This window comes from Neobacillus sp., from assembly GCF_031988165.1.
Classification (GTDB): domain Bacteria; phylum Bacillota; class Bacilli; order Bacillales; family Cytobacillaceae; genus Neobacillus; species Neobacillus rhizosphaerae.
Window position 1 is genome coordinate 23,754 of record NZ_DALZYO010000001.1, and the last position, 17,899, is coordinate 41,652.

Genomic DNA, 17,899 nt, shown 5'->3' on the forward strand with positions numbered 1-17,899 from the left:
TGTGGGCTGTGGTATTCAGGAGGAATTTGTAGATATCCTTCAAATAGGAGTAGCTCTCCTTCAAAAATTTATAGCTATCCTTCAAATAGGTGTAGTTATCCCCAAAAAAATTGCAGATATTCATCAAAAATTTATAGATATCCCCAGAAATGTGAAATATATTCTCTGAAAAAATTGTAGATATCCATCAAAAATATGTAGATATCCCCAAAAAACTGTAGATATCCTCAGAAATTTCTAGATATCCCCAAAAATTGTGAAATATATCACCCGAAAATAGTATATCCTTTCAATATGTGTCGATATCTTCCCTAAATATGTTGATATCCTTACAGAAATGTTGAAATAGGTCCCACAAAAATTTGCCATCGATAACCATGCTGAATCCCTTCTCGTACAACCGCTGAATATGATATACTAGATTAGTTATGTTGAAAATTTGGAGGACTTCATGGGAAAGAAAGCGGAGGCAAGAATGCATAAGGGAAAGATACTTTCATTTGTTCCTACGGGGGAATATTATTTCACGAAGGGTTTAAAGGCATACCATCGACGTGATTTTATAAAAGCAAAAAAATATCTTGGGCGAGCGATGCAGCTTGAGCCGGGTGAACCGATGATTACATGCCAGCTGGCCATTGTGTCAACAGAACTTGGCGAGTTTGAAAATTCTAACCGACTCTTGCATCACATCCTTGAAGGACTAGACTCCGAAATGGTGGAGTGCCATTATTTATTGGCCAATAATTATGCCTATATGGGATTTTTTAAAGATGCTTATCACCATGCCAAACTATATTTACAGCTGGATCCGGATGGTGATTTTTCGGAAGACACGGAGGATTTGCTTGAACTGCTTACCTTTGAATCAGAAGAGTTGGAGGATGAGCTGTTTTTACAGCAAGACGACCTGATATACAAACAAGAGCAGGCCCGCGATCTGTTAGAGTCAGGCTATTTTCCAAAGGCGATTGAGTTGTTAAAGGATGTCGTCAAGGAATATCCGGAATACTGGTCGGCTTACAACAATTTAGCACTCGCTTATTTTTATTTAGGCAAGTCGGAAAAAGCAGAATCTATCTTAGATGATGTGTTGGAGCGGAATCCGGGGAACCTGCATGCCCTCTGTAACAGGCTTGTATTTGCCCATTATCAGGGGAAAGTGAAAAATGTCACCAATTTACTTACGATATTAAAAAAAATTCAACCTCTTCTTAGTGAGCATCAATTTAAGCTTGGTACCAGTTTTGCTTTGGTAGGGGAATATGAGCTTGCCTATTTATGGTTAAAAAAATTATATAAACAAGGCTTTGATGGTGATGGACCGTTTTATTACTGGCTTTCCTATTCAGCTTATTTCACTGGCTATGAAAATTTTGCGAAAAGCATATGGAAAAAGGTGCTGGAAATCACTCCTGACAAAGAGGGCTCTGAACCATGGAATGGTGAAAAGGCATCAGTAAATGGGTTTGAAGATCATTCTGGATCTATTTTTCAAAAGCTTGAGAGCGAATATGTTGAGGAGCGATTATTTGCGCTGTTCCTCACGACTGTTTCGAAGAAAAAAGAGGAAATCATTACGTCGAAGCGTCTTTTTCAAAATCAGAAATTGACAACTTTAGAGAAAGAATATATCTCGTTAATCAGGTCAGGAAAACCATCTATAACATCCGATGCACAGGAAATTGCCGAGCTTTTTTATGAGAATCATCAACCGATTGGCGCAATTGAATCTGGTTTGTATTTGATGTGGTTCTCTGTGTTTGTGGAAGTTTCCAAAGCCAATATCCACTTGAAAAATAAACGTGCCTGGGCGGGGGCAGTTGAGTATGTGTGGCACAAGCTACGCCATGAAAAGGTTTCCCAGCAGGAGGTTGCCACCCGTTACGGATTGTCCATTGGGACGATTGGGAAATATGTCAAGATTGTGAATGATATACTGAATTGATTTGTGATAACTATCTAGCAATAGCACCGAGCAACTGGTGTAGTGCACGCTAAGGGAGCGTGCTTTCATAATTTTGAGCAGATATTTGGACTATAATACGATTGTTTAATACGATTAAGTAGGGAATGTTATACTTAATCGTTTTTTTTTATATTCTAGCTGCAGCGCCTAGCCCTTTGAGATCAAATAACCTCGTCCATATGAAGTCAAAGTGTATACTTCGTATACTCGAGAACATTTGCTTGTCGGGGCTGCCCAAGGCAAGGCGCTTCCGCTTTTAAAATAAGGAGTGAAACCCACAATGTCTGAAGAGAAAATTTATGATGTCATTATTGCCGGGGCAGGACCTGCGGGAATGACGGCGGCTGTTTATACATCACGTGCCAATCTTTCAACACTGATGATTGAGCGTGGCATGCCGGGCGGACAAATGGCCAATACCGAGGATGTTGAGAACTATCCGGGCTTTGAGAGCATATTAGGACCTGATTTATCAACGAAAATGTTTGAACATGCGAAAAAATTTGGCGCCGAATATGCTTACGGCGATATTAAGGAAATCGTTGATCATGGCGACTACAAACTCGTTACCGCTGGATCGAAGCAATATAAAGCTTACTCTGTTATTATCACTACTGGTGCCGAGTATAAAAAAATCGGCGTTCCAGGCGAAAAAGAACTTGGCGGCCGCGGTGTATCTTATTGTGCCGTTTGTGATGGCGCCTTTTTCAAAGAAAAACAACTATATGTCATAGGTGGTGGCGATTCTGCTGTTGAGGAAGGCGTTTATTTAACACGTTTTGCTTCCAAAGTTACCATTGTTCATCGCCGTGATGAGCTGCGCGCACAAAAGATTCTTCAAGATCGTGCTTTTGCCAATGAAAAAGTGGACTTTATCTGGAACCATACGATTAAGTCGATTAATGACAAAAACGGCAAAGTCGGCAGCGTGACCCTGGTTTCAACACAAACTGGAGAAGAACAAGAACTGCCGGCAGATGGTGTTTTCATTTATATCGGAATGCTACCGCTTTCGAAGCCATTTGTAAGCCTTGGCATCACGAACGAAAATGGATATATTGAAACCAATGAACTTATGGAAACGAAGGTGCCTGGTATTTTCGCCGCAGGTGATATCCGTGAAAAAACGCTGCGCCAAATTGTTACCGCTACTGGGGACGGCAGTATTGCAGCGCAAAGTGCTCAGCATTTTGTCGAAGAGCTTAAGGAAGAGATGAAACTAAAGAAATAAACAACAATTGAATAAAATGGGTCACGGATTGTTAATTTTCTTATCCGTTTCATTTACAAAAAAGTAACTCTGTTTTAATTCTTCTGTAACAAAAGTGAAATAAAGATAGGGTATGATTAAGTAAATTGACCCCCTTTAAAATATATACCTTATGGTGCACAAGCCCAGCAGCTTGTGCCATTTTTTTTGGGCTAAATACAAACGTAATAAAAGCAACGGATCAATGTGTCTTTTCGACTTAAACGCTAGCCAATCAGTAAGGTTTCCATATCCATGGAAGAATGGAAGCTAACCAAGCTACAAAGGAAAAAATTTTAACAGAAATATCAATTTTGTATTCATTGTGACTATATCTTAAAAATAGTATAATGGATAGAATAAATTAGTTGTTAGACTGGGGTTTTGTCATTCTAGTTTAATACCAAGGCATTATGCTTTTTAAAGAGGGTGAGTGTTGTGCAGCGGGTCACTAATTGTGCATTGATAAGAAATAATCAAATGTTGTTGCTGCAAAAACCGCGTCGGGGCTGGTGGGTGGCTCCAGGTGGAAAAATGGAGCCGGGCGAATCGGTACGGGATTCCTGCATCAGGGAATACCGTGAAGAGACGGGTATCTATCTAAAAAACCCACAACTAAAAGGAATATTTACGATGATTATGATGGAAGGCGACGAGCTTCTTTCCGAGTGGATGATGTTTACCTTTATGGCAACGGATTCAGATGGGATTGATTTAGTTGAATCTGAAGAAGGAAAGCTGGCATGGCATCCGATTGAACAGATAAATAGTCTGCCAATGGCTGGCGGTGATTATCATATCATTGATTACATGATTCATGGAAAAGGGATTATTTACGGTACTTTTACCTATACAAAAGATTTTCAACTAATCAGTTACCGATTAGATCCGAGTTAATTCATATAATAGGGGGAATTGAAGTGAGTACCGGTGCGATAAGTGAAACCCAGATGGTGATTATTACCGGTATGTCTGGGGCTGGAAAAACGGTAGCCATTCAAAGCTTTGAAGATTTAGGATTCTTCTGTGTCGATAATTTGCCGCCGACGCTGCTCCCGAAATTTCTTGAACTTATGAAGGAATCTGGGAATAAAATGAATAAAGTTGCTTTGGTTATGGATCTACGCGGTCGGGAGTTTTTTGACCATTTATTTAAGGGATTAGATGAACTGGCGGAAACTTCATGGGTGACGCCGCAGATATTATTTTTAGATGCGGATGATTCAACATTAGTCCGTAGATATAAGGAAACAAGGCGGTCCCATCCGCTAGCCAAGTCAGGGCTGCCTCTAGAGGGTATCACACTTGAGCGGGAGCTGCTGGAGGAATTAAAGGGCAGGGCCCAATTAATTTATAACACTTCCCAGATGAAACCACGTGAATTGCGCGAGAAAATATTAACGGAATTTACCGCGAATAAACAAATAAGCTTTACTGTCAATGTCATGTCCTTTGGCTTTAAACATGGGCTTCCCATCGATGCGGATCTTGTTTTTGATGTGCGCTTTTTGCCGAATCCGCATTATATTGAACATATGCGGCCAAAAACAGGACTGGATGAAGAGGTCTCCAGCTATGTTTTAAAATGGAACGAAACACATAAATTTTTGGAAAAAGTAACAGATTTGCTAAGCTTCATGCTTCCTCATTATAAAAGGGAAGGGAAAGCACAGCTGGTGATTGCGATTGGATGTACAGGTGGGCAGCACCGCTCTGTTGCTTTAGCTGAATATCTAGGACGATTTTTCCAAAATGATTATAATACATGTGTATCCCACCGTGACATTGAGAGGAGAAAGGATAAAACTACATGAGAGAGTTAGGACAGCCTCGTATTGTCGTCATTGGTGGAGGAACAGGATTACCTGTGTTATTGCGAGGATTGAAACAGTATCCTGTTGATATTACCGCTATTGTGACAGTCGCGGATGACGGGGGCAGCTCTGGACGCTTACGCGATGACCTGCACATTCCTCCTCCTGGTGATATTCGCAATGTGTTAGCATCACTGTCAGATGTGGAACCGTTGGTTGAGGAAATGTTTCAGCATCGTTTTAAAACGTCAAATGAACTTTCTGGACATTCGCTGGGTAATTTAATCCTGGCTGCGATGACCTCCATCACCGGAAACTTTGTTCACGCCATTCAAGAAATGAGCAAGATTTTGAATGTCCGTGGAAAGGTGTTACCAGCCGCTAATCAAAGTGTCGTTCTGCATGCTGAAATGGAGGACGGTGCGATTGTTTCTGGGGAATCGAAAATTCCTTATTCGGGGAAAAAAATTAAAAGAGTTTTTTTAACGTCAAAAAGTACAATTCACCCCTTGCCAGAGTCGATTCAAGCGATTCGTCAGGCGGATTTAATCATTATTGGCCCCGGAAGCTTGTATACAAGTATTCTGCCAAATTTGCTTGTTCCGCGTTTAGGGGATGAAGTGTGCCACTCGCAAGCAAAAAAGGTGTACATTTGTAATTTGATGACACAGGCTGGGGAAACGCACGGCTATACCGCGAGCGATCATGTGAAGGCCATTTATGATCATATGAACTGTACGTTTATCAATACGATTCTTGTGAATAACGAAGAAATTCCACAGCATATTCAGCTTCGCTATAATGAAGAGTTGGCCGACCCAGTGATATACGATTTACCACAGCTTTATAAGCAAGGACTTGAGGTAGTTCATGCAGATATTGCCTATCAGGAAAATGGTGCCCTTCGGCATGACCCAAAAAAAGTGGCGAAAATTTTATATAATATACTGTTAGATGAAACCAAAAAGCGGTATGAAGCGTAGATAGTAGTGTGCAGTTAATAAACGTTATTTTGATAGTGTCTTTAGAAAAAACAAATAGTGGGTTTTTATAAAGGGGTGAGGGGATGTCTTTCGCTTCGGAAACGAAAAAGGAATTAACCAACTTGGAAGTGAAAACATGCTGCATTCAAGCAGAGCTTTCGGCTTTAATCCGCATGAACGGTTCCCTTTCCTTTTCAAACCGTAAGTTAGTCGTAGATATTCAAACGGAAAATGCAGCAATAGCGAGAAGAATATATACATTATTGAAGAAGAGCTATGAGATACAGGTAGAGCTGCTTGTCCGAAAAAAAATGCGCCTTAAAAAAAACAACGTCTATATTGTCCGTTTATCTCAGGCGGCCAAGGAAATTCTTGAGGACACGAAAATCCTTGGTGAGGGATTTACCTTCATTCACGATATTTCGCAGGACCTTGTAAAGAAGAAATGTTGTAAGCGTTCTTATTTACGCGGTGCTTTTCTAGCAGGAGGATCCGTCAATAATCCGGAAACATCCTCTTATCATCTGGAAATTTCTTCGCTCTATAAAGAACATAATGATTCTTTATGCGAATTAATGAATACATTTGGTCTTAATAGCAAAACACTTGAGCGTAAAAAAGGCTTCATTACTTATTTAAAAGAAGCCGAGAAAATTACCGAATTTTTAAATATTGTCGGTGCTCATAATGCCCTGCTCCGTTTTGAAGATGTCCGGATTGTTCGGGACATGCGGAACTCAGTTAACCGCTTGGTAAACTGTGAAACCGCCAATCTGAATAAAACCATCGGCGCTTCTATCAGACAGGTTGAAAATATCCGGTTGATTGATTCGACGGTCGGTCTGCAAATTTTACCTGATAAGTTAAGGGAAATTGCCGAACTTCGGGTGCAATATCCGGATGTTACTTTAAAAGAACTTGGTGAAATGGTTTCTGGTGGTGCCATTAGTAAATCAGGCATTAATCATCGCTTGCGAAAGATTGATGAGATTGCGGAGAAGCTACGTGCCGGGGAAATAGCCCCGAGGAATTAGCGGAAGCGGCAATGACTCCCCAAAGTATAGCCCTTTATTAGGGTCGCGTGGAGTTAACTTTGTGAAATGATGAATTTGTTTTAAGAATATAGAATTAAAACATAGGGAGGAAATGTGTAATGTTGGAGAAACAGGTAGAAGTAAAATTGAAAACGGGCCTTCAAGCCCGGCCAGCCGCACTTTTTGTGCAGGAAGCGAACCGCTTTTCAGCTGATATTTTTCTAGAGAAAGATGGCAAAAAGGTAAATGCAAAAAGTATAATGGGATTAATGAGCCTTGCAGTCGGCTCAGGAATCGTGATTAATATTATCGCAGACGGTGATGATGAGGATAGAGCTATCAACGCTTTATCTGACTTTATTCAAAAAGATCATTAATTAGGAAGGGTTTGGCTCAAATTTGAGGGCAAACCCTTTTTTTGTGTGGATGAACAGAGGCATCGGTCAAGGAGTGTTTATTTTTTTTGTAATAAATGGTAAAACAGCCATAACATACGAAAAATGAGCCAATAAAGTGAAAAAATAGGCCAATCCCCCAAAATAGGGGAGGTAATCCTGTAAATCTACCGCTAAAAAACTATCATGAGCCTCAACTCCCAACCCTATCATGGAAATAAATTTAGAGAACAAGCCGTAGTCACCTAATAAAGGCGGTGAGAGCAGAGCTAGACTTCACATCTTTCGTCTAGTGAAATGGGTATTTCACTTTAACTGGTTAAAGTGATTCATTTTTGCGGCGCTCCGCCCCTTTTCCACAGAAAAGAAAAAAGCAACCGGCCCGGAAGCCGATTGCTGTAATCATTACTTTTTATCTGTGGTTTCATTAGGTTTACGAGTGATGATGCTGTCAATAAGGCCGTATTCTTTTGCTTTTTCAGCAGTCATGAAGTTATCACGATCGGTATCCTTTTGAATCACTTCAAGTGGCTGGCCAGTGCGATCTGATAAAATTCCATTCAACTTTTCACGAAGGAACAAGATCCGCTTTGCAGCAATTTCAATTTCTGTTGCTTGGCCTTGAGCACCACCAAGTGGTTGGTGAATCATGACTTCGGCATTAGGTAGCGCAAATCGCTTTCCTTTTTCCCCTGCGGCAAGTAGGAAGGCACCCATTGATGCAGCCATTCCGATACAAACGGTTGATACATTTGCTTTAATATATTGCATGGTATCGTAAATCGCCATTCCGGCTGTGATGCTTCCGCCTGGGCTGTTGATGTAAAGTGTAATGTCTTTTTCGGGATTTTCCGCTTCTAAAAATAATAATTGTGCTACAATACTGTTGGCAACATTATCATCAATAGCGCTGCCAAGCATAATAATCCGGTCTTTTAACAGACGAGAATAAATGTCATATGCACGTTCACCGCGGTTTGTTTGTTCAATAACTGTAGGAATCAAATTCATATTTCTTCCTCCTCCTGAGTGTGAAAGTTAAAAATAATATGTATTGTTATCATACACTGATGGTCAATTAAGGTCAAACAATTCAACTTTTAAATGTTCGACAACTTTCCCTATTTCAGCATAACCATTCCAGCCAACTTTAAAACCTATTCTTCACTTGCAAAGTGAACAAATCTGGCATATAATATGTAAGTCGCTAATATTTGCGCTCGTGGTGCAACGGATAGCACGTAAGATTCCGGTTCTTAAAATGGGGGTTCGATTCCCTCCGAGCGCGTCATGAAAGCCTCCTGTTTTGTGTAAACAGGGGGTTTTTAATTTATTAATATTATTCCTAAACAATCTAGATATCAATTTCCATTACCCGAAAACCCTTCTTTCATGTAAAATAGGATCATAGGGGGGAGACAAATGAACTTGAAGGCGAGTTTATGGCAGCAGCAAACATTGAAATTGGCGATGACGCAGGAGTTATCACAGGCGATTGCTTTATTGCAGTATTCGGCCCAAGAACTTGCTGATTTCTTAGAAAATAAGGCACTCGAAAATCCCCTTATGCAGATTGAGAGTGGGAATGTTCAGCCGATGAATCCCCTCATTGACCGTAATCGACGGAAGCACCGCAAGGCGGAAAATGACTGGATTGAGCAAATTGCCGATAAGCCATTTTCATTGGAAGATTATCTAATTTCGCAATTAAATATAGCAAACCTATCGGCGGAGCAATTAAAGGTTATCCGCCATCTTATTCAAAATCTTGATGAAAACGGTTACTTTTTTGGCGATCTTGCCAACATTGCTGAAAAACTACGGGTATCAGAGGAATTGGTAGAAGAGGGCCTTGCCGTTATTCAAACACTTGAACCTGCGGGAATCGGTGCAAGGAACCTTCAAGAGTGTCTGTTAATGCAAATTTATTATAAAAATCCAGAAAACGAGCTTGCCCAAAACATAATTTCCAACTATTTCATCCCGTTTGCCGAAAAGAAATGGAAGCAAATTTCGAAGGAATTACAGGTATCACTTAAAGAGATTCAAAATGTATCTGACGAAATACAATTGCTTGATCCAAAGCCTTGTGCCATCTTACGTACAGAGTCCACGACGTATATTATTCCCGATGCCATCGTGGAACAGTCGGCTGCCGGTCTAACGGTTCGCATGTTTGATGATGCCCTGCCAAGGATAAGCTTTAATGAGCAATATTATAAAAAATTCAAGGACCAGGATCAACAGGTCAGTAGCTTTTTACAGGATAAGCTCCAGGATTATCAATGGATAATAAAAAGTATTGAACAGCGAAAAGAGACATTAACAAGGGTTGTTGCTAAAATCGTTGAAAAACAAACATCCTTTTTTCAAAAAGGCTTGCAATATTTAGTTCCGATGACGATGAAGGAAGTCGCCGCGGAACTCGATGTTCATGAATCGACTGTCAGTCGAGCAGTTCGGGAAAAATACGTGCAAACCCCAATTGGGACCTTTCTATTAAAATCATTTTTCACTAGCACCATCCAAACGGTCTCCGGGGATGAAAATACCTCATCGACACAGGTGAAGAATACGATTAGAAAATTAATAGACCAAGAGAAAAAAGAAAAACCGCTTTCTGATCAAGAAATTGTCGAACAATTGAAGTTGGAACAGGGAATTGTTGTCTCAAGGAGGACCATCGCTAAGTACCGCGACCAGTTGGGGATCCCCTCTTCTTCTAAAAGAAAAAGGTTCAACTGAGAAAGGAACAGAACAATGGCGCAAACAATTATCACGTTATATACCAGAAATCGTTGTCCGCTATGCGATAAAGCAAAAGCAACACTTCTGGAACTGAAAGAAGACTGGAATTTTCGACTGGAAGAAATTGATATTGAAACAAGTGATGAATTAACCGAACACTATGGATTAATGATTCCAGTCGTTCATATCGACGGGGAAGAGGTCGGATTTGGCTTTGTTGACAAATTTGACATAAGTAATCGTTTACAAGAAAAAAACGGATAAATTTAGGTTGAAATAGGTTGAAATAGGTTTTCACTCCTGCTACAATGAAAATTGTAGTAGGGGTGATTTTTTTTAGAGTAGGCGGGACATAATATGTCTATGGTGGACATTTTACGGCCAACTACACAGAATAAAGGAGCTTGCGATTCATGCAGTCATTTATCGATATCCAAAAAAGATTATTACCCGATCTCCTTCAAGTCTTGCAAAAAAGATATTCCATCCTTAGGTACATAGGATTTATGCAGCCGGTGGGAAGAAGGAGTTTAGCTGTTAGTCTTGGATTTACAGAAAGAATCCTTCGTAGTGAAGTAGACTTCCTCAAAGAGCAAAACCTTATTTACCGTAATAATTTGGGGATGATTTTAACCTCGGAAGGAAAAAATTTACTTGAGGATTTGGAAGGCTTAATGCGCGAGTTAAAGGGTATTGATGTGATGGAATTAGAATTGAAGCATCTGCTCGGCATTAAGAAAGTCGTTATAGTACCCGGTGATAGCGACGAATCAGCAATGGTTAAAGGCGAACTTGGCAAAGCTAGTGCTATTTGCATGAAAAAGCTGCTAAGCGGGAAAAATATCATCGCTGTTACGGGTGGTTCGACCATGGCTGCTGTCGCAGAAAGATTAACGCCAGAGTTGAATCAGCAGGAGTTACTTTTTGTTCCAGCACGAGGCGGAGTTGGTGAAGATGTTGCTAATCAAGCAAACACGATTTGCTCGAATATGGCGAAAAACACCGATTCTAAACATCGCGTTTTCTACGTTCCTGATCAGGTCAGTTCAGAAATTTATCAATCTCTGATTAGAGAGCCTGATATTCATGAGGTTCTAAAGCTAATAAAATCAGCAAGCATGGTTCTCCATGGAATTGGAGATGCTATCACAATGGCTGAGCGGCGAAAAACCAACCCCGAAATCAAAGAAAAGCTTGAAAGTGGGGAGGCAGTCGGCGAAGCTTTTGGCTATTATTTTAATGAACAGGGCGAGATCATTCACAAGGTATCAACAATTGGACTTCAGCTCCAAGACTTGGCCCACATTCCAAATGTCATTGCCGTTGCAGGCGGGACCTCAAAAGCAAAGGCTATCAAGGCATACTTTAAACAAGCACCAGCATCGACGATTTTAATTACCGATGAAGGTGTGGCAAAAAGGTTATTGAAAGGGTAAATCCTTTTAAAATAATACATCTTTACCCAATAAAAGGAGGAATTTTATTATGGCAGTAAAAGTTGGTATTAATGGATTTGGACGTATTGGTCGTAACGTATTCCGTGCGGCTTTAAACAATAGCAATGTGGAAATCGTTGCAATCAATGACTTAACAGATGCAAATATGCTTGCACATCTTTTAAAATATGATACTGTTCACGGAACTCTTGCTGAAGACGTTACGGTTGACGGTGAATACTTAGTAGTTGGTGGTCATAAAGTAAAGGTTATCGCTGAGCGTGACCCTGCACAACTTGGCTGGGGCGACCTTGGTGTTGAAGTAGTGGTTGAATCAACAGGCCGTTTCACAAAACGTGAAGATGCCGCGAAACACCTTGAAGCAGGTGCGAAAAAGGTTATTATCTCTGCACCAGCATCAAACGAAGATATTACTATTGTAATGGGTGTTAACGAAGACAAATATGATGCCAACAACCATCACGTGCTTTCTAACGCTTCTTGTACAACAAACTGCTTAGCACCGTTTGCAAAAGTGTTAAATGATACTTTCGGTATCAAACGCGGTATGATGACAACTGTTCACTCATATACAAACGACCAACAAATCCTTGACTTGCCACACAAAGACTACCGTCGTGCTCGTGCAGCAGCTGAAAACATGATTCCTACTTCAACTGGTGCAGCAAAAGCGGTTTCCCTTGTTCTTCCTGAACTTAAAGGTAAATTAAACGGTATGGCAATGCGTGTTCCAACTCCAAACGTTTCTGTTGTTGACTTAGTAGCAGAGTTAGAAAAAGATGTAACAGCTGAAGACATTAATGCAGCATTGAAAACAGCTGCTGAAGGCCCATTAAAAGGAATTTTAGCATACAGCGAACTACCATTAGTTTCTAGCGACTACAACGGTTCTACTGCTTCTTCTACCATTGATGCCTTATCAACAATGGTTCTTGAAGGCAACATGGTAAAAGTACTTTCTTGGTATGATAACGAAGTTGGTTACTCTAACCGCGTTGTTGACCTTGTAGATTATATCGCTTCAAAAGGACTTTAATCTTCTAGTTTAAATTGGTTATTTATCTAGAACATGATTATAATGAAATGGTATTTCCAAAGGGGAGTGGGGAGGATTCCCCCTCTCCTTTTTTAATGTAGCTTACCACAATCCAATACATTAGGAGGGTCCTTTACAATGAACAAGAAAACACTAAAAGATGTTGATGTGAAAGGTAAACGCGTTTTTTGCCGGGTAGATTTTAACGTGCCAATGCAGGATGGGAAAATTACCGATGAAACGAGGATTCGTGCAGCGCTACCAACGATCCAATACTTAATGGAACAAGGAGCGAAAGTGATTTTAGCTAGCCATTTTGGTCGTCCAAAAGGCAAAGTGGTTGAAGAAATGCGCTTAACTCCAGTTGGCATCAGACTTGCTGAACTTCTTGGTAAAGACGTGAAAAAGGCAGATGAAGCCTATGGCGATTCTGTAAAGTCCTTGATTGAGACGATGAAGGAAGGTGACGTGCTTCTTCTTGAAAACGTCCGATTCTATCCTGGTGAAGAAAAGAATGACCCAGAGTTAGCGAAATCATTCGCTGAGCTTGCTGATGTGTATGTGAACGACGCATTTGGAGCTGCTCACCGTGCCCATGCCTCAACGGAAGGAATTGCTCACAATCTTCCTGCTGTTTCCGGCTTCTTAATGGAAAAAGAACTTGAAGTACTTGGTAAAGCCCTTTCTAATCCGGAACGTCCATTTACAGCGATTATTGGCGGTGCTAAGGTAAAGGACAAGATTGGTGTTATTGAAAATCTGTTAGAATTAGTCGACAACTTAATCATTGGCGGCGGTCTTGCTTATACATTTGTTAAAGCGCAAGGCCATGAAGTCGGGAAATCGCTGCTTGAAGCAGACAAGATTGACCTTGCTAAATCATTTATCGAAAAAGCAAAAGAAAAAGGCGTTAATTTCTATATGCCAGTTGATGCGGTAGTAGCCGATGATTTCTCAGCAGATGCCAATTCTAAAGTAGTGGCAATCGAAGAAATTCCTGCTGATTGGGAAGCACTCGATATCGGACCAAAAACAGCAGAAATTTATCGTGATGTCATTCAAAAATCAAAATTGGTTATTTGGAACGGACCGATGGGCGTGTTTGAAATTGATAAATTTGCCGGCGGAACAAAAGCGGTTGCCGAAGCACTTGCCGAAGCGGAAGGTACATATTCAGTAATTGGCGGTGGCGATTCAGCAGCAGCAGTCGAAAAATTTGGCTTAGCAGATAAAATGAGTCATATTTCCACAGGTGGTGGTGCTTCCCTTGAGTTTATGGAAGGAAAAGCATTGCCAGGCGTAGTTGCTTTGAACGACAAATAGTTTTTTCCTAAAAATAACTTATATCTGTAAATTTAATGAGATATCTACAAATTGCATAGCGAATATCTACAATTTTCAGAGCGATATCTACAAATTGCGTTTTAACAACCCATGAAAGGATGTGCCACTCATGCGTAAACCAATCATTGCAGGGAACTGGAAAATGAACAAAACACTCTCCGAAGCAAAGAGCTTTGCTGAGGAAGTAAAAGGACTTGTGCCTGCCGCAGACAAAATGGAATCTGTCATTTGCGCGCCAGCTTTATTTTTACAAAGCCTTGTGGAAGCAACCCAAGGTAGCGATGTGAAAATTGGTGCTCAAAACATGCACTTTGAAGAAAGCGGTGCGTTTACAGGTGAGATTAGCCCGAAAGCACTCGTGGACCTCGGTGTTCAATATGTTATCATCGGTCACTCGGAGCGCCGGGAAATGTTTAATGAAACAGATGAAGCTGTTAACAAAAAGACGCTTTCTGCTTTTAAATACAATCTAACACCAATCGTTTGCTGTGGTGAAACTCTAGAGCAACGTGAAAATGGCGAAACCAATAACCTAGTCGGTGACCAAGTTGCAAAGGCACTAGCAGGATTAACAGACGATCAAGTAAAACAAACGGTGATTGCCTATGAACCAATCTGGGCAATTGGTACAGGAAAATCGTCGACATCGAAGGATGCAAATGATGTTTGTGCCCACATCCGTCAAGTTGTGGCCAAACAATTTTCCCAAGATGTTGCTGATGCCGTACGAATTCAATATGGTGGCAGTGTGAAACCAGAAAATATTAAAGAATACATGGCACAATCTGATATTGATGGTGCGTTAGTGGGCGGAGCCAGCCTAGAACCACAATCATTTTTACAATTACTGGAGGCAGGTAAGTATGAGTAAATCTCCAGTTGCTCTCATCATCCTTGATGGCTTCGGCTGCAGGGGTGAGACAAAAGGGAACGCGGTGGCACAGTCGAAAAAGCCAAATTTTGACCGTCTTTGGAACACCTATCCCCATTCTCATTTAACCGCATCGGGTGAGGCAGTTGGTCTTCCAGAAGGACAAATGGGTAACTCGGAGGTAGGACATTTGAATATCGGTGCCGGACGCATCGTTTACCAAAGCTTAACCCGTGTCAACATTGCCATTCGTGAAGGCGAATTTGAAAAAAATGAAACATTTACTGGTGCAATGGAACATGTAAAGAAACACGGTACAGCCCTTCATTTATTTGGCCTACTTTCAGACGGCGGTGTTCACAGCCATATTCAACATATGTTTGCCTTGTTGAAGCTTGCAAAAGAAGAAGGCGTTGAAAAGGTATATATCCATGCCTTCCTTGATGGCCGCGATGTTGGTCAGAAAACAGCAGCAACATATATTCAGCAAACACTGGATAAAATGAAGGAGTATGGCGTTGGCGAATTTGCTACCGTTTCTGGCCGCTACTACTCGATGGATCGAGACAAGCGCTGGGAACGTGTGGAAAAATCATACCGTTCGATGGTGTATGGTGAAGGTCCTGCTTACAATAATCCATTAGAGGTTGTTGAAGATTCCTACTCACATGGCATTTTTGATGAATTCGTCATCCCGTCTGTGATCACAAAAGAAGATGGTCAGCCAGTGGCAACAATCAAAGATAACGATGCCGTTATTTTTTACAATTTCCGTCCAGACCGTGCCATCCAGATTTCGAATACGTTCACAAACAAAGACTTCCGCGCGTTTGACCGCGGACCGAAGCATCCAAAGGATTTATTCTTTGTCTGCTTAACACATTTTAGTGAAACAGTTGATGGTTATGTTGCCTTTAAACCATCGAACTTGGATAATACTTTAGGTGAAGTTCTATCACAAAATGGGCTGAAGCAATTAAGAATCGCTGAAACAGAGAAATATCCGCACGTCACCTTCTTTATGAGCGGCGGCCGTGAAGAGAAATTCCCTGGCGAAGATCGGATTCTAATCAACTCACCAAAGGTTGCGACTTACGACCTTCAGCCTGAAATGAGCGCATATGAAGTAACAGATGCCTTATTGAAGGAAATACAAGATGATAAAGTTGATGCAATCATTTTAAATTTTGCTAACCCTGATATGGTTGGCCACTCAGGCATGCTTGAACCAACGATTAAAGCGATTGAAACCGTGGATGAGTGCTTAGGGAAAATTATTGATTTAATCCTTGAAAAAGGTGGCTCAGCGATCATCACTGCTGATCACGGAAATGCCGACGAAGTTATTACACTAGAAGGCGAGCCAATGACCGCGCACACGACTAATCCGGTACCGGTAATTGTCACCAAGCAAGGTGTGGAATTACGTGACGGTGGTATCCTTGGAGACTTAGCTCCAACTATGTTAGACTTATTAAAGCTTAAACAACCAGCAGAAATGACTGGAAAATCATTAATAAAATAAACATATTATTTTTAAGGAGAGATTTGAATGCCATTTATTGCAGATGTATACGCTCGTGAAGTATTAGATTCCCGTGGGAACCCAACAGTTGAAGTTGAAGTATTTACAGAATCAGGCGCTTTTGGCCGCGCATTAGTTCCAAGTGGTGCTTCTACTGGTGAATATGAAGCAGTGGAACTTCGTGACGGTGATAAAGGACGCTACCTTGGTAAAGGTGTTCTTAAAGCAGTAGACAATGTAAACGAAATTATTGCGCCATATCTTGTTGGCGAAGAGTTCAGTGTGTTAGATCAAGTTTCAGTTGATCACGCGTTAATCGAGCTTGATGGAACAGACAACAAAGGTAAATTAGGTGCCAACGCTATCCTTGGCGTGTCCATGGCCGTTGCACATGCAGCAGCAAACTACCTAGATATTCCCTTATACCAATACCTTGGAGGCTTCAATTCTAAACAGCTTCCAGTACCAATGATGAACATCGTTAACGGCGGCGAACATGCTGACAATAACGTTGACATTCAAGAGTTCATGGTTATGCCTGTTGGTGCACCAAACTTTAAAGAAGCACTTCGCATGGGTGCGGAAATTTTCCACACTTTAAAAACAGTTCTTAAAGGCAAAGGTCTTAATACAGCTGTTGGTGACGAAGGCGGTTTTGCACCAAACTTAGGCTCAAACGAAGAGGCACTGCAAACAATTGTTGAAGCAATCGAAAAAGCAGGTTACAAGCCTGGCGAAGAAGTTATGCTTGCAATGGATGCAGCATCTTCAGAGTTTTACAATAAAGAAGATGGTAAATACCATCTTGCAGGTGAAGGTGTTGTGAAAACTTCTGCAGAAATGGTTGATTGGTACGAAGAGCTTGCTAATAAATACCCTATCATTTCAATTGAAGACGGTCTTGATGAAAATGACTGGGAAGGTCACAAGCTTTTAACAGAACGTCTTGGTAAAAAAGTTCAATTAGTTGGTGATGATTTATTCGTTACGAACACGAAGAAGCTAGCTGAAGGTATCGAAAAAGGAATTGCAAACTCCATCCTCATTAAAGTTAACCAAATTGGTACTTTGACTGAAACTTTCGATGCAATCGAAATGGCAAAACGTGCTGGCTACACTGCCGTTATCTCTCACCGCTCTGGTGAAACTGAAGATAACACGATTGCTGACATCGCGGTGGCAACAAATGCAGGTCAAATCAAAACGGGTGCACCATCTCGTACAGACCGTATCGCAAAATACAACCAATTGCTTCGCATTGAAGACAATTTAGGTGAAACAGCTCAATTCAACGGGATTAAATCTTTCTATAACTTAAGCAAGTAATTTTTGCATCCAAAAGGCACTCAGCATATTGAACTGCACCCGAATTGTTGGACACTTTCTAACAATGAGGGGTGCAGTTCGCAAATGAGTGTCTTTTTTCTACCACAATCCTCGATATTGTGGTATTTTTTGTATAAAGAGGAGGCGA

General features: G+C 40.9%; 17 protein-coding genes and 1 tRNA gene. 17 read left to right on the forward strand and 1 reads right to left on the reverse strand.

All coding sequences use genetic code 11. The features are described 5' to 3' along the window. Position 1 precedes the first annotated feature (1 nt). The 8 genes from RTR43_RS00125 (at position 2) to RTR43_RS00160 (ending at position 7,426) form a co-directional block, all read left to right on the forward strand. On the forward strand, positions 2-169 hold the full coding sequence (locus RTR43_RS00125; protein WP_312468796.1) for a hypothetical protein: 168 nt from the start codon (positions 2-4) through the stop codon (positions 167-169). Between the two features lie 282 nt (positions 170-451). After that, entirely contained in the window at positions 452-1,948 is a 1,497-nt protein-coding gene (locus RTR43_RS00130) for a tetratricopeptide repeat protein (protein WP_312468798.1), read from the forward strand. Positions 1,949-2,249: 301 nt separating this feature from the next. Continuing rightward, positions 2,250-3,200, forward strand: coding sequence for a thioredoxin-disulfide reductase (gene trxB, locus RTR43_RS00135; protein WP_312468800.1), 951 nt, complete (start codon positions 2,250-2,252; stop codon positions 3,198-3,200). Between the two features lie 456 nt (positions 3,201-3,656). Beyond that, the gene (locus RTR43_RS00140; protein WP_312468802.1) at positions 3,657-4,115 is read left to right on the forward strand and encodes an 8-oxo-dGTP diphosphatase; all 459 of its coding nucleotides are present in this window, start codon (positions 3,657-3,659) and stop codon (positions 4,113-4,115) included. Positions 4,116-4,138: 23 nt separating this feature from the next. Continuing rightward, complete coding sequence (gene rapZ, locus RTR43_RS00145) at positions 4,139-5,032, forward strand: RNase adapter RapZ (protein WP_312468804.1); 894 nt, start codon at positions 4,139-4,141, stop codon at positions 5,030-5,032. Further along, the gene (locus RTR43_RS00150; RefSeq protein WP_312468806.1) at positions 5,029-6,015 is read left to right on the forward strand and encodes a gluconeogenesis factor YvcK family protein; all 987 of its coding nucleotides are present in this window, start codon (positions 5,029-5,031) and stop codon (positions 6,013-6,015) included. Before rapZ ends, RTR43_RS00150 begins: the two co-directional genes overlap by 4 nt. Before the next feature lie 83 nt (positions 6,016-6,098). Continuing rightward, the gene (gene whiA, locus RTR43_RS00155; protein WP_312468808.1) at positions 6,099-7,049 is read left to right on the forward strand and encodes a DNA-binding protein WhiA; all 951 of its coding nucleotides are present in this window, start codon (positions 6,099-6,101) and stop codon (positions 7,047-7,049) included. Positions 7,050-7,168: 119 nt separating this feature from the next. After that, positions 7,169-7,426, forward strand: a complete 258-nt coding sequence (locus tag RTR43_RS00160) for an HPr family phosphocarrier protein (RefSeq protein ID WP_312468810.1) — start codon at positions 7,169-7,171, stop codon at positions 7,424-7,426. Between the two features lie 423 nt (positions 7,427-7,849). Here the strand turns inward: RTR43_RS00160 and clpP are convergent, their stop codons facing one another. Next, entirely contained in the window at positions 7,850-8,455 is a 606-nt protein-coding gene (gene clpP / locus RTR43_RS00165; protein WP_312468812.1) for an ATP-dependent Clp endopeptidase proteolytic subunit ClpP, read from the reverse strand. A gap of 205 nt (positions 8,456-8,660) precedes the next feature. Between clpP and RTR43_RS00170 the strand changes: the two genes are divergently transcribed. From RTR43_RS00170 to eno, 9 genes are all read left to right on the forward strand, one after another. Next, a tRNA-Arg gene (locus tag RTR43_RS00170) sits at positions 8,661-8,732 on the forward strand. Between the two features lie 134 nt (positions 8,733-8,866). Next, positions 8,867-10,189, forward strand: a complete 1,323-nt coding sequence (gene rpoN, locus RTR43_RS00175; RefSeq protein WP_312468814.1) for an RNA polymerase factor sigma-54 — start codon at positions 8,867-8,869, stop codon at positions 10,187-10,189. A 15-nt stretch (positions 10,190-10,204) separates the two neighbouring features. Further along, positions 10,205-10,456, forward strand: a complete 252-nt coding sequence (locus RTR43_RS00180) for a glutaredoxin family protein (protein ID WP_248736668.1) — start codon at positions 10,205-10,207, stop codon at positions 10,454-10,456. A gap of 149 nt (positions 10,457-10,605) precedes the next feature. Beyond that, complete coding sequence (locus tag RTR43_RS00185) at positions 10,606-11,628, forward strand: sugar-binding transcriptional regulator (protein ID WP_312468816.1); 1,023 nt, start codon at positions 10,606-10,608, stop codon at positions 11,626-11,628. A gap of 49 nt (positions 11,629-11,677) precedes the next feature. Further along, a complete protein-coding gene (gene gap, locus RTR43_RS00190; protein WP_312468817.1) occupies positions 11,678-12,685 on the forward strand; it encodes a type I glyceraldehyde-3-phosphate dehydrogenase in 1,008 nt (335 codons plus the stop codon). A 138-nt stretch (positions 12,686-12,823) separates the two neighbouring features. Beyond that, positions 12,824-14,008, forward strand: coding sequence for a phosphoglycerate kinase (locus RTR43_RS00195; RefSeq protein ID WP_312468818.1), 1,185 nt, complete (start codon positions 12,824-12,826; stop codon positions 14,006-14,008). A 130-nt stretch (positions 14,009-14,138) separates the two neighbouring features. Further along, on the forward strand, positions 14,139-14,900 hold the full coding sequence (tpiA, locus tag RTR43_RS00200; RefSeq protein ID WP_312468820.1) for a triose-phosphate isomerase: 762 nt from the start codon (positions 14,139-14,141) through the stop codon (positions 14,898-14,900). Then, the gene (gpmI, locus tag RTR43_RS00205; protein ID WP_312468822.1) at positions 14,893-16,425 is read left to right on the forward strand and encodes a 2,3-bisphosphoglycerate-independent phosphoglycerate mutase; all 1,533 of its coding nucleotides are present in this window, start codon (positions 14,893-14,895) and stop codon (positions 16,423-16,425) included. Before tpiA ends, gpmI begins: the two co-directional genes overlap by 8 nt. Before the next feature lie 27 nt (positions 16,426-16,452). Then, positions 16,453-17,751: a phosphopyruvate hydratase gene (eno, locus tag RTR43_RS00210; protein WP_248736662.1), complete on the forward strand. Its 1,299-nt coding sequence runs from the start codon at positions 16,453-16,455 to the stop codon at positions 17,749-17,751. Positions 17,752-17,899: the final 148 nt, after the last annotated feature.

Coding starts and splice junctions, on each gene's coding strand:
- RTR43_RS00130 (WP_312468798.1), top strand. CDS start 452: ATGGGAAAGAAAGCGGAGGCAAGAATGCATAAGGGAAAGATACTTTCA.
- trxB (WP_312468800.1), top strand. CDS start 2,250: ATGTCTGAAGAGAAAATTTATGATGTCATTATTGCCGGGGCAGGACCT.
- RTR43_RS00150 (WP_312468806.1), top strand. CDS start 5,029: ATGAGAGAGTTAGGACAGCCTCGTATTGTCGTCATTGGTGGAGGAACA.
- whiA (WP_312468808.1), top strand. CDS start 6,099: ATGTCTTTCGCTTCGGAAACGAAAAAGGAATTAACCAACTTGGAAGTG.
- RTR43_RS00160 (WP_312468810.1), top strand. CDS start 7,169: ATGTTGGAGAAACAGGTAGAAGTAAAATTGAAAACGGGCCTTCAAGCC.
- clpP (WP_312468812.1), bottom strand. CDS start 8,455: ATGAATTTGATTCCTACAGTTATTGAACAAACAAACCGCGGTGAACGT.
- rpoN (WP_312468814.1), top strand. CDS start 8,867: ATGAACTTGAAGGCGAGTTTATGGCAGCAGCAAACATTGAAATTGGCG.
- RTR43_RS00180 (WP_248736668.1), top strand. CDS start 10,205: ATGGCGCAAACAATTATCACGTTATATACCAGAAATCGTTGTCCGCTA.
- RTR43_RS00185 (WP_312468816.1), top strand. CDS start 10,606: ATGCAGTCATTTATCGATATCCAAAAAAGATTATTACCCGATCTCCTT.
- gap (WP_312468817.1), top strand. CDS start 11,678: ATGGCAGTAAAAGTTGGTATTAATGGATTTGGACGTATTGGTCGTAAC.
- RTR43_RS00195 (WP_312468818.1), top strand. CDS start 12,824: ATGAACAAGAAAACACTAAAAGATGTTGATGTGAAAGGTAAACGCGTT.
- tpiA (WP_312468820.1), top strand. CDS start 14,139: ATGCGTAAACCAATCATTGCAGGGAACTGGAAAATGAACAAAACACTC.
- gpmI (WP_312468822.1), top strand. CDS start 14,893: ATGAGTAAATCTCCAGTTGCTCTCATCATCCTTGATGGCTTCGGCTGC.
- eno (WP_248736662.1), top strand. CDS start 16,453: ATGCCATTTATTGCAGATGTATACGCTCGTGAAGTATTAGATTCCCGT.